Annotated in this window: 9 protein-coding genes; 4 read left to right on the forward strand and 5 right to left on the reverse strand. The window is 76.2% G+C overall.

All coding sequences use genetic code 11. The annotated features are described in order from the left end of the window. On the forward strand, positions 1-734 hold a 734-nt coding region (locus ACI78Q_RS20640), incomplete at its 5' end, for a DUF222 domain-containing protein (RefSeq protein WP_456925327.1). 107 nt (positions 735-841) lie between these two features. On the opposite strand, the gene ACI78Q_RS20645 is transcribed toward ACI78Q_RS20640, so the two are convergent. Both ACI78Q_RS20645 and ACI78Q_RS20650 read right to left on the reverse strand, forming a co-directional pair. Next, on the reverse strand, positions 842-1,237 hold the full coding sequence (locus ACI78Q_RS20645; protein ID WP_456925328.1) for an SRPBCC family protein: 396 nt from the start codon (positions 1,235-1,237) through the stop codon (positions 842-844). Next, entirely contained in the window at positions 1,234-2,505 is a 1,272-nt protein-coding gene (locus tag ACI78Q_RS20650; protein ID WP_456925329.1) for a competence/damage-inducible protein A, read from the reverse strand. Before ACI78Q_RS20650 ends, ACI78Q_RS20645 begins: the two co-directional genes overlap by 4 nt. Before the next feature lie 230 nt (positions 2,506-2,735). On the opposite strand from ACI78Q_RS20650, the gene ACI78Q_RS20655 reads away from it, so the two are divergent. Then, positions 2,736-3,344, forward strand: coding sequence for a hypothetical protein (locus ACI78Q_RS20655; RefSeq protein ID WP_456925330.1), 609 nt, complete (start codon positions 2,736-2,738; stop codon positions 3,342-3,344). Between the two features lie 42 nt (positions 3,345-3,386). Here ACI78Q_RS20655 and ACI78Q_RS20660 read toward each other — a convergent pair whose 3' ends face one another. The 3 genes from ACI78Q_RS20660 to efeB all read right to left on the reverse strand — a co-directional run bounded on the left by ACI78Q_RS20660 (position 3,387) and on the right by efeB (position 8,374). Beyond that, complete coding sequence (locus tag ACI78Q_RS20660; RefSeq protein ID WP_456925331.1) at positions 3,387-5,015, reverse strand: protein kinase domain-containing protein; 1,629 nt, start codon at positions 5,013-5,015, stop codon at positions 3,387-3,389. A gap of 166 nt (positions 5,016-5,181) precedes the next feature. After that, positions 5,182-6,837, reverse strand: a complete 1,656-nt coding sequence (locus ACI78Q_RS20665; RefSeq protein WP_456925332.1) for a serine/threonine-protein kinase — start codon at positions 6,835-6,837, stop codon at positions 5,182-5,184. A gap of 241 nt (positions 6,838-7,078) precedes the next feature. Continuing rightward, the gene (efeB, locus tag ACI78Q_RS20670) at positions 7,079-8,374 is read right to left on the reverse strand and encodes an iron uptake transporter deferrochelatase/peroxidase subunit (protein ID WP_456925333.1); all 1,296 of its coding nucleotides are present in this window, start codon (positions 8,372-8,374) and stop codon (positions 7,079-7,081) included. A 320-nt stretch (positions 8,375-8,694) separates the two neighbouring features. Here efeB and ACI78Q_RS20675 point away from each other — a divergent pair, with 320 nt between their 5' ends. Next, positions 8,695-10,374, forward strand: coding sequence for an AMP-binding protein (locus ACI78Q_RS20675; protein WP_456925334.1), 1,680 nt, complete (start codon positions 8,695-8,697; stop codon positions 10,372-10,374). A 114-nt stretch (positions 10,375-10,488) separates the two neighbouring features. Beyond that, positions 10,489-11,265, forward strand: a complete 777-nt coding sequence (locus ACI78Q_RS20680; RefSeq protein WP_456925335.1) for an enoyl-CoA hydratase-related protein — start codon at positions 10,489-10,491, stop codon at positions 11,263-11,265. Positions 11,266-11,352: the final 87 nt, after the last annotated feature.

Below are 11,352 nucleotides of genomic sequence, written 5' to 3' on the forward strand. Positions count from 1 at the left end.
TGGAGCCCGACGGGGCCGAGCCCGATCCCACCGAGGCCCGCGCGGTGTGGCTCGCCCGGCACGCCGACGGCGGCCTCACCGCCCGGGTCGAGCTCGACGCCGTGGGCGGGGAGAGGTTCTGCACCGCCCTGGAGGCCCTGGTGCAGGCCGGCCGCGCGGCCGGGGACACCCGCACCCGCGCCCAGCAGCTGGGCGATGCGCTGGTGCAGCTGTGCGACCTGCAGCTGGCCGCCGGCGGGCTGCCGGTGCTGCGCACCGTCAAGCCGCACGTGATCGTCCGGGTGGACCTGGCCGACCTGATCGACCCGAAGGCCGCCCCCGGCGCCGGGGAGACCGGCTCCGGGACCGCGATCTCCGCCGCCCGCGCCCGCTGGCTGGCCTGCGACGCGGCCGTCTCCCGGATCGTGATGACCCCCGACGGCACCCCACTCGACCTCGGCCGGGACAAACGCGTCGTGCCCCCGCACCTGCGCAAGGCGGTGGAGGCCCGCGACCGGGGATGTGTGTTCACCGGCTGCCAGGCGCCCACCTTCTGGTGCGACGTCCACCATGTTCTGGAGTGGATCAACGGCGGCCAGACCACCCTGGCCAACTCCGCGCTGCTGTGCGAACGCCACCACACCAAGGTCCACCACGGCTTCCGCGTGCACCGCCAACCCGACGGCCGCTGGCGCACCTGGCGACCCGACGGCACCGAGATCGTGATCAGCCCACCCCTGCTCACCGCCGCATGAGTGCCGGCGCAGGAGGAGGCGGTTCGCTGCGCCCGTCGCCAGACGGTGGCCGCGCGAAGCACAGTCGGGCTGCGCAGGACGCCGTTCGCGGGGCGCGGGTCGGCCGCTCAGCGAGCCCGACGGACCAGCCGGCCGATCGCGAGGCGCGCCAGGGGCGCGTAGCCCAGCACCAGCGGCGCCGGGCCGTCGATCCGCAGCCCGGTCGTGCTGCCGCCGTCCGGGCCCTCGGCCACCCAGTGCAGGAGCCGCAGCCGCGCCGGGCCCACCGACACGGTCCAGGACCACCGCCGGGTCACCTCGTCCACCGAGTCGACGACGAAGGGCAGCGCGAGGCCGAGGGGACCCCGGACCCGGCCGCGCGCCCCGGTGGCCAGCCGCGCGACGGGGACCTCCACACCGGTGATCTGCGGAGCCCACTCCGGCCAGCGCGCCGGCACCGCGTAGCGCTCCCACACCTCGGCGGGTGCTCCCGGACCCGTCGCGTGCAGGGTCAGCGCGGTCACGCGGGCGGGCCGCCGAGCAGGAGCTGCCGGAGCATGTGCATCGCGAGGGTGACCGAACGCTGGCGCACCGCGGACCGCGACCCGGGCAGCACGACCGACCGCGGCTGCCGCCCGTCCGGGCCGACCGCGCACAGGTGCACGGTGCCGACCGGCTTGTCCGGCGCCCCCCCGCCGGGTCCGGCGATGCCGGTGATGCCGATGCCGACGTCGGCGCCGAACCGCTCCCGCGCGCCCTCGGCCAGCGCCGCCGCCACCTGGGTGCTGACCGCGCCGTGCTGCTCCAGCATCTCCGCCGGGACGCCGACCAGCGCCTCCTTGGCCGAGTTCGCGTAGGAGGCGACCCCGCCGAGCACCCACGCCGAGGAGCCGGGCCGCTCGGTCAGCCGGGCCACGAGCAGCCCGCTGGTGCAGGACTCGGCGGTCGCGACGGTCAGCCCGCGGTCGCCGAGCGCCCCGGCCACGAGGTCGTCCACGGTCGGTCCGGTGGAGAACAGGTGCTCGCCGTGCGCCGCCCGCACCACGTCCACGAGGCGGTCGTAGGCCGGCTGGGCGTCGGGCCCGAAGCGGGTCACGATCTCCAGCTCGCCCTCCCGGAGGCAGGTGGTGATCTCCAGGTCGGGGAACTCGTGCTCCCGGAGCGTCGCGGCCAGCTGCGACTCGAGCGTCCCCCACAGCCGCACCGTCTCCTGCCGGAGCTCGCTCCGGCCGGCCAGCGCCCGCTGCACCCGCTCGTCGGCCAGCGCAGCAGGCCACATGCCCTGAAGCTCGGCCGGCGGCCCGGGCAGGACGACGACCGGCGGACCGCCGCGCCCCTCCGCCGGCGGGACGACGAGTCCCGGCGCCGTCCCGACCGGGGGCAGCACCGTGGCACCGGAGGGCACCATCGCCTGCTTCCGGACGCCGGCGGCGGTGGCCTCCGGGTCGGCCCGGAACCCGCGGCCGTTCATGAGGCCCTCGACGATGGCGGCGACGTGCCGCTCCACCTCCGGGTCCAGCTCGACCGGCCGGCCCTGCACCTCCCCGACGATCTCGGCGGTGAGGTCGTCGGCCGTGGGTCCGAGCCCGCCGGTGGTGATGACGAGGTCCGCGCCGGAGAGGAAGCGCAGCGCGGCACGCAGGTCGTCCGGCCGGTCGCCCACCACGAGCACGGTGCCGACGTCCACGCCCAGCAGCCGCAACTGCTCGGCCAGCCAGGGCCCGTTCCGGTCGCTCACCCGCCCGGTGAGGACCTCGGTACCGGTGACGACGATCCCTGCGCTCGCACCCACCCGGCCGACCATAGTGAGCACCCGGAGGCGCCGCCCCCGAAGCGCCGGACGGCCGCCGCGCGCGTCATCCGCGAAGCTCCGGACGGGCGCCACGCCCGAGGCGCACGACGCGCCGGACGGCCGCCGGACCCGCCGCGTCACCTCCCGGGCCGTGCCCGCGCCCGCCGTTACCGTGCCGGGGACGAACTGGTCCGCTGCCGCTGAGCCGGCACGCGTGAGCGAGGAGAACCGTGAGCCACCCGACGACCAGCCCCCAGCCCGTCGCCCCCTCGGGCACGCAGGAGATCCCGGTGGGCGGGGCCACGACGGCCGGTACGCAGCAGCTCCCGCGGCCCGACGTCCACTCGGCCGTCGAGCCGGTGGCGACCGAGCAGCCCGTGCAGCCGACCGGTCCGGTCGACCTGGTCCCCGGCCTGCCCGGCGTCGGCACGCCTCCGCCGCCGGTCCCGGTCAAGGCCCCGCGGGCGCCGCGCACCCCGGATCAGCGCGCCGCGCTGGCCGGCACCGGCCTCGTCGTCGTGAGCCTCGTCCTCCTCCAGCTCGGCCTGGCGCTGCCGTTCGGCACCGACGGCTTCTGGACGACGGTGCCGCTGTGGTCGACCTTCGCCACGCTGGCCACCCTGCTCGGGCTGCTGCCCTCGGCCGGCCGCCTGCTCGGCGGGCGGCTGGGCGCGGGCACCGCGTGGAAGGTGGCCGCGGGCGGGCTGACCGGCGTGGCCGCGTTCTGGGTGCTCGTCGTGCTCCCGCGGGCCGACAGCGACCGCGGCTTCCTCCTCACCGCCGCGCTGGCCGCGCTGGGCGCGGCCGTCTGGATCGCCGCCCCGACCCGTCGCGACTGAGGCGACCGGCACCCCGCCCACGCGGGGAGCCGCCGGACGGCGTCAGCGGTTCTTCCCCTTGCCGTGCCCGCCGCCCTTGCCGTGCCCGCCGCCGTTCCCGTTCCCGCCGCCGTTCCCGTTGCCGTTGTTGCCGCCGGAGTTCCCGTTGCCCGGGTTCGCCTCCTCGTCCCACTCGTCGTCCGCGGCACCCCCGGAGTCGCCGGCCTCGTCCGAGTCCCCCGCGTCCCGGTCGCGGGCGTCCCCACCGGCCGGGACGCCCGCGGCGACGTCCCCACCACCCGGCCCGGACCCGGACGACCCGACATCCGTACCGGTCGGCGCCTCCTCGGCCGGCACCGAGCCGACCGGCACCGCATCGACCGGCAGCACATCGACCGGCACCGCCGGAGGGGCCGGCGCCGGGGACACCGGCTCGGCGGGCGGGGCCACCGCCGCTGCCACCGCCACGGAGACCGTCACGAGGTCACCACGGGCCAGCGCGCCCACGGGCCCCAACCCGGTCACCAGCCCGGCCGGGACGTCGGCCCGCTCCTCCGGTGCGCGCTGGACGCGGAGCCCGAGCGCGGCGAGCTCCGCCTCCACCTCGTCCACCGGCCGGCCCAGATAGGGCCCGGCGGTCAGGAGCACGCCGTCGTCCTCGGGTGCGGCCGAGCCGGTGCCCGGGTCGGCCGCGGCCACGGGCACCACGGCCTCGCCGCCGGTGACCTCGAGCGCCCCGACGCCGATCCCCGCACCGACCAGCAGCGCGGCCACCGGCACGAGCAGCCGGCGGCGGCGCGGGGCGGGCGCTGCGAGCACCGGGAACGCCGCGGTCGGCGGTGGCGCCGGCGGCAGCGCCCGGCCCGCCCGGACGTCGTCGACGGCGTCCCGGAACGCGGCGCCGTCCGGGAACCGGCGGGCGGGGTCCTTGACCAGAGCGTGGGCGACGAGGGTGCGCACCGGCCCGGGGACGTCGTCCGGCAGCGGGTCGGGCTCGTCGCGCACCTGCGCCAGGGCGATCTGCACGGGGTTGTCTCCGTCGAACGCGCGGCGACCGGCCAGGCACTCGTAGGCGATCATGCCGAGCGCGTAGACGTCGCTGGCCGGGCCGGCCTTCGCACCGGCCGCCTGCTCCGGGGAGAGGTAGTGCGCGGTGCCCACCACCTGGCCGGTGCGGGTGAGCGGCACGCTGGAGGCCGACCAGGCGATGCCGAAGTCGGTGATCTTCACGCTGCCGTCGTCGCCCAGCAGCACGTTCCCCGGCTTGACGTCGCGGTGCACCACGCCGGCCGCGTGCGCCGCGGCCAGCGCGTCGGCGGTCCGGCCGACGACGTCGAGGGTGCGCTCCGGGCTCAGCCGGCCCTCGCGCGCCAGCAGCACCGACAGCGACTCGCCCTCCACCAGCTCCATGACCAGGTAGGCCAGCGCCTCACCGGCGGCCGAGGTGCCCTCGCCGTAGTCGTGCAGCGCGGCGATGTTCGGGTGCACCAGCCGGGCGGTGAGCTGGGCCTCCGCGCGGAAGCGGGCGAGGAACGTCGGGTCGCCGGTGTACTCGCTGCGCAGCACCTTGACCGCGACGGTCCGGTCGAGCAGCAGGTCGCGTGCCCGCCACACCTGACCCATCCCGCCGGTGGCGAGCAGCCCCTCCAGCGCGTAGCGGTCGCCGAGCGTGCGCTGCTCCGGCTCGACCACTCGCGCCCCCCTGTCCTCGACCGTCCCGGCCGACCCAGCCTGCCACCGGGTCCCGCACCCGACATCTCGGCGGCCCCCCGCCCTTCGGCCTAGGCCGCCCCGGGCGGCTGGGCCGGAGCCCCGGGCCGCCCGGGGCCGCGACCGTCCGGACCCCCGCCGGCAGCGGTCAGTCGTCGTCCCCCTGCCACGCCGAGGACGACGCCGCCGCGGTCGAGGTGGACGTCGACGGCGAGCCGGTGGCGGTCGACGGCGAGCCGGTGGCGGTCGACGGCGCGGTCGTCGTCGGCGGCGGTGTCGTCGTGGGCGCGGTCGTCGTCGGGGTCGCTGTGGCCCCTGGCATCGGCGCGGGCGTCGTGGTGGGCACGGTGGTCGACGGGGACGGCGTCGGCGTCGTCGTCTGGGTCTGGGTCTGGGTCTGCTCCGGCTCGACCGGCGGCGCGGCCGCACGCTCGCCCCCGCCACTGGACACCACCGCGGAGCTGCGGCCCGGCGCGCGGGAGGTCTCGGGCGCGACGGCGAAGACGACGACCACCTCGTCCCCGGCCCGCAGCGGCACCCCGGCCGGGTCGAGGGCGGTCACCAGGCCCGGGACGGCGTCGGCGGTGACCTCCTCCTGCCGCGAGACCAGCAGCCCCAGCGCCGCCAGGGACAGCGCCGCCTCGTCGACGCGGCGGCCCACGTAGTCAGCGGCGTCGAGCACGATCGGCGCGTCGTCGGTCTGGGCGGCGACCACCGGCGTCGGGCTGTCGTCCCCGGCGACGGCGATGAACACCGCGCCCGCGGTGCCGGCGCCCAGCAGCAGGGCCAGCAGCGGCACGAGCAGGGCGGCCGCCCCGCGCCGTCGCGGCGTCGGCGGGCTGCTGGTGCGCGCGACCGCGGGGCTGCCGGCGCGCGGGGTGGGCACGGCCGGCTGGTCGCCGGTCGACCGGGGCGGCGGCGGGGGCAGCGGGACGGCGCAGGTCGGCGGGGGCTCCGGCTGCGGGCGGCCGGCGCGGACGTCCTCGACGGCGGCGACGAACGCCGCGCCGTCCGGGATGCGGGCCGCGGGGTTCTTGCACAGGGCCCGCCGGATGAGCGTGCGGACCTCGCCGGGCAGGTCCTCGGGCAGCGGCGCGGGCTCCTCCCGCACCTGCTTGAGCGCGATGGTGACGGCGTTGTCGCCGTCGAAGGCCGGGTGTCCGGTGAGGCACTCGTAACCGACGAGGCCCAGCGCGTAGACGTCGCTGGCGGGCATCGCGTGGTGGCCCTCGGCGACCTCGGGTGAGAGGTACTGCGGCGTGCCGATGACCTGGCCGGTGCGGGTCAGCGGCACACTGCCGGCCGACCAGGCGATGCCGAAGTCGGTGATCTTCACGCTGCCGTCGCCGCGGACCAGGATGTTGCCGGGCTTGACGTCCCGGTGCACCAGGCCGACCCGGTGCGCCTCGGCCAGCGCGGAGGCCGTCTGCTGCAGCACGTCGAGCGTGGCCGACGCGTCGAGGCGGATCTCCCGGCGCAGCACCGCCGACAGCGGCTCGCCATCGACCAGCTCCATGACCAGGTAGGCCAGCGTCTCGCCGCTGCCGTCGGCGGCCTCGGTCTCCCCGTAGTCGAAGACGGCGGCGATGTTGGGGTGGCTCAGCGCCGCCGCGTGCTGCGCCTCGGCACGGAACCGCGCCCGGAAGGTGGGGTCACCGGTGTACTCGCTGCGGAGGACCTTCACCGCGACCGGCCGGCCCAGCAGGGCGTCCACGCCCCGCCACACCTGACCCATGCCACCGGCGGCGATCAGCGAGGCGAGCTCGTAGCGGTCCCCGAGGGACTGCCGACCCGGCTCCACCACGGTGGCTCACCCCTCGCCTGCCCGACACTGCCTGGTCCTCGGCCCGGGGGCGCCGGCGTCCCCCCAGGTCTGGATGTCCCGCGCCCACCCCGACTACACACACATCGGACCGCCGACCGCATCCCGGGCGTGTCGCGGTGGGCACCGGGAGGTGCGACCGGACGACCCGGGCGCCAGCCGCCCGGGGTCCATCCTCCCAGGTCAGAGGCGCATCTGGTGGGGACGGTCCGTCACATCTCGGTCACGGCTCGAACAGGGCGCGCCCCCACCAGTCGTCGGCGTCCCGGACGCCCGGTGGGCAGGCGAAGACCGACGACGAGGTGTGCCGGATGTACTCGTTGAGCTCGTCCAGCCGCAGGTTGCGCTGCACCTGGACGAACCCGGTCTCCGGGTCGCGCTGGTAGGCGATGAAGAACAGCCCGGCGTCGAGCCGGCCGAGGCCGTCGGAGCCGTCGACGAAGCTGTAGCCGCGCCGGAGGATCGCCGTCCCGGAGTTGGTCGGGTGGGCGAGGAAGACGTGCGAGGTCTCCGGGATGGCGGACCCGCCGTCCACCCGCGTGGTGAAGTCGACCGGGTCGAACTCCCGCTCCTGGCCCAGCGGGGCGCCTTCGCCCTTGGTCCGGCCGAACGTCTGCTCCTGCTCGTCGAGGCTGGAGCTGTCCCAGACCTCGACGTGCATCCGGATCCGCCGGGCCACCAGGTACGAGCCGCCGGCCAGCCAGTCCGCGCCGCTGTCGCCGTCGGCCACCCACACGAACCGGTCCAGCGCGCCGGCGTTCTCGGCCTTGAGGTTGGCGGTGCCGTCCTTGAAGCCCATGAGGTTGCGCGGGGTGGCCTGCGCGGTCGAGGTGGACGACGTCCGGCCGAACCCGAGCTGCGACCAGCGGACGCCCACCCGGCCCGCGCCGATGCGGACCAGGTTGCGGACGGCGTGCACCGCGACCTGCGGGTCGTCGGCGCAGGCCTGGATGCACAGGTCGCCCCCGCTGATCGCCGGGTCGATCGTCTCGTCGGCGAACGCGGGCAGCTCGACCAGCGGCTCGGGACGGCGGGCGGCCAGCCCGAACCGGTCGCGGCCGTCCGCGGTGGCGAACAGGGTCGGCCCGAAGCCGATCGTCAGCGTCAGGCGGGCGGCGGACAGGCCCAGCGCCTCGCCGGTGTCGTCCGACGGCGCCAACGGCCCGCCGTCCACCGCGCCGACCGGGCCGGCGTCCTGCCCCGCGGTCATCCGCCGCGCGGCCGCCGTCCAGGCCTGCAGCAGCTCGACCAGCTCGTCGCGGCTGTCGGTGGTGACGTCGAGGGCGACGAAGTGCAGCCGGTCCTGCGCCGGGGTGACGATGCCGGCCTGGTGGGCGCCGGTGAACTCGACGACGTCGGTGCCGACGGCCGCACTCCCGGCGTCCGGGCCGTCGGCGGTGGCGCGGCCGATCGCCCCGCCGGCGGCCCCGGCCGCGACCACCCCCGCGGTGCCGGCGCCGACCAGGCCCAGCAGTCGGCGGCGGGACAGGCCGCGGGCAGGGGACGTCGGTTCGCTCATGGCTCTCTCACTGCCGGCGTCAGCGGTCGGGGACGACCGCCGCGACCTGGCTGACGGACTCGGTCAGCGCGGTGATGCTGTCGCTCAGGCCGCGCAACTGCTCCTGGTGAGCTGGTCGTAGAGGAGCCAACCGTCCCCGGACCGGTGCTGTTCCAGCTCCGCCTCGGTGTCGGCGGACCGCTCGTCGACCTCCGCGACCAGGTCGGGGCGGCCTCCTCCAGGGAGGGCCGCAGCGCCTGGACGGCGGCCTCGGAGCCCCCGGTGTCGGCCGAGAAGTCCCCCAGCTCGATGTGCGAGCAGCCGAAGGGCAGGCTCGTGAGATGCCCACCTACACCGACCGGCCGTGGCTGGCCCTCTACGAGGAGGGGCAGCCGGCCGACTACGAGATCGAGTTCGACAACGCGCTCGAGGTGTTCCGTGCCGGGCTCGCCCGGGACCCCGACGGTGACGCCCTGAAGTACTTCGACGGCACCCTCTCCCGCCGGGAGCTGGACCGGCTCAGCGACGCCCTGGCCGCGGGGCTGCTGGCCAACGGCTTCGCGGCCGGGGACCGGCTGGCCGTGTACCTGCAGAACGTGCCCCAGTTCGTCATCGCGATGGTGGCGACCTGGAAGGCCGGCGGCGTCATGGTCTCCATCAACCCGATGAGCCGGAAGCGGGAGCTGTCCCACCTGCTCAGGGACTCCGGGGCCACGGCGCTGGTCTCGCTGGAGGCGCTCTACGACGAGGTCGCGCGGGAGGTCGTGCCCGACACCGACGTGCGCCTGGTCCTCACCACCAGCGAGCTCGAGTTCCAGACCCGCGACGACCCGCGGCTGTTCGCCGCGACGCGGCGGCAGCGGCACGAGGGCACGACCGACTTCCTGCAGTTCGTCGAGCAGCACCGCGGGCAGGAGCCGCCGCCGGTCCGGCTGGGACCGGACGACGTCGCGTTCCTGACCTACACCTCCGGGACGACGGGCGTGCCCAAGGGCGCGATGAACACCCACCGGAACGTGGTGTTCACCGCGCAGGTCTACCGGGACTGGGCGCGGGCGGGGCGGGACGGCGCGATCTTCGGCATCGCCCCGCTGTTCCACATCACCGGGCTCATCGGGCACATCGCGGTGAGCATGCTCGTGCCGGCTCCGCTGGTCCTCGCCTACCGGTTCGAGCCGCAGGTGGTCCTCGACGCCTTCCTCGAGCACCGGCCGACGTTCACCATCGGCGCCATCACGGCGTTCAACGCGCTGCTCCACGCGCCGGGCTCCACCCGCGACCACTTCGCCTCGTTCACCTCCGTCTACTCCGGGGGCGCGGCGATCTCACCGACGGCCGAGAAGGCGTTCCTGGAGGCCACCGGCGTCCAGGTGCACAACGCCTACGGCCTGACCGAGACCACGTCGCCGATGACGGTCACGCCGTTCGGCTCGCCGTCCCCGGTCGACCCCACCTCGGGGGCGCTGTCGGTGGGGGTGCCGGCGCCGAGCACCGTCGTCCGCATCCAGGACGACGACGGCGAGGACCTGCCGCTGGGCGAGGTCGGCGAGATCGTCGCCGACGGGCCTCAGGTCGTCCCCGGCTACTGGGGCAAGCCCGAGGAGACGGCGGCCAGCCTGCCCGGAGGCGCCCTCAAGAGCGGCGACGTCGGGTTCATGAGCCCCGAGGGCTGGGTGTTCATCGTCGACCGCAAGAAGGACATGATCAACGCCTCCGGGTACAAGGTCTGGCCGCGGGAGGTCGAGGACGTCATGGCCGAGCACCCCGCCGTCCGCGAGTCCGCGGTCGTCGGCGTGCCCGACGAGAAGCGCGGGGAGACCGTCAAGGCGTTCGTCAGCCTCAAGGCGGGCGCCGACGTGACGGCGGAGGAGCTCATCGCGCACTGCAAGGAGCGCATGGCCGCCTACAAGTACCCGCGGCAGGTCGAGATCGTCGACGAGCTGCCCAAGACGGTGACCGGCAAGATCCTCCGCCGGGAGCTGCGGGACCGGTCCGCGACCGCGCAGCCGGCCGCCGGCTGACCCGCCCGGTCGGGATCGCGCGATCTCGTACGCTCCCGCCGCGGAGGCCGTACGAGATCGCGCGATCCCGCCGTGCCGCGCACGCGCATCGACCAGAGACGAGGTGGGGCGACCATGCCCGAGACCGTGACCCGCGAGGACGCCGGCGGCGTCGCCACGATCACCATGCTGCGGGCCGGGCTCACGCACCAGTCCCGCCGCGAGCTGCTCGACGTCGTCCGGGAGGTGGGCGCGGACGCGTCGGTGCGGGCCATCGTGCTCACCGGCACCGGCCGGGCGTTCTGCGTGGGCCAGGACCTCGCCCAGCACGTGGAGGCCCTGAAGGGGGACGCCGCGACGTCGCTGTCGGTGGTCGAGGAGGAGTACAACCCGCTGGTGCTGGCCCTGGCCGCGCTGCGGGTGCCGGTCGTGGTGGCGGTCAACGGGGCCTGCGCCGGGGCCGGCATGGGCATCGCGCTCGCCGGCGACCTGCGGATCGCCGCGGCCGGCGCGAAGTTCACCACCGCCTTCGCCGGCATCGGGCTGTCGAGCGACTCCGCGCTGGCCTCGCGGCTGGTCCACTGCGTCGGCGGCTCGCGGGCGGCGGAGATCCTGCTGCTCCCGGACGCCTTCCCCGCCGAGACCGCCGCCATGTGGGGCCTGGTGCACCGCGTCGTCGAGCCCGAGCAGGTGCTGCCCGAGGCGCAGGCCCTGGCCGCCCGGCTGGCCGCCGGCCCCACCGCCGCGTTCCGCGCGCTGAAGACCGTGCTCGCCACCGCGGCCACCGACTCCCTGGAGGACACCCTCGCACTGGAGGCCCGGCTGCAGACCGAGCTGGGGCGGACCGCCGACCACCGCGAGGCGGTCGAGGCGTTCCTGGAGAAGCGGGCCCCCCACTTCACCGGGAGCTGACGGCGGCACCCGCACGGCCGGCCCTGTTGCAGGGGCCGCCGCGAGCCGGCGAGCGGTGGGGCGCAGCGGGTCCTTGCTCACTGAATG

It is taken from the genome of Geodermatophilus sp. SYSU D00705 (genome assembly GCF_054050135.1).

What these genes read in the sequence shown, in the direction of transcription:
- ACI78Q_RS20680 (WP_456925335.1), top strand. Translation starts at nt 10,489, where the DNA reads ATGCCCGAGACCGTGACCCGCGAGGACGCCGGCGGCGTCGCCACGATC.
- ACI78Q_RS20675 (WP_456925334.1), top strand. Translation starts at nt 8,695, where the DNA reads ATGCCCACCTACACCGACCGGCCGTGGCTGGCCCTCTACGAGGAGGGG.
- efeB (WP_456925333.1), bottom strand. Translation starts at nt 8,374, where the DNA reads ATGAGCGAACCGACGTCCCCTGCCCGCGGCCTGTCCCGCCGCCGACTG.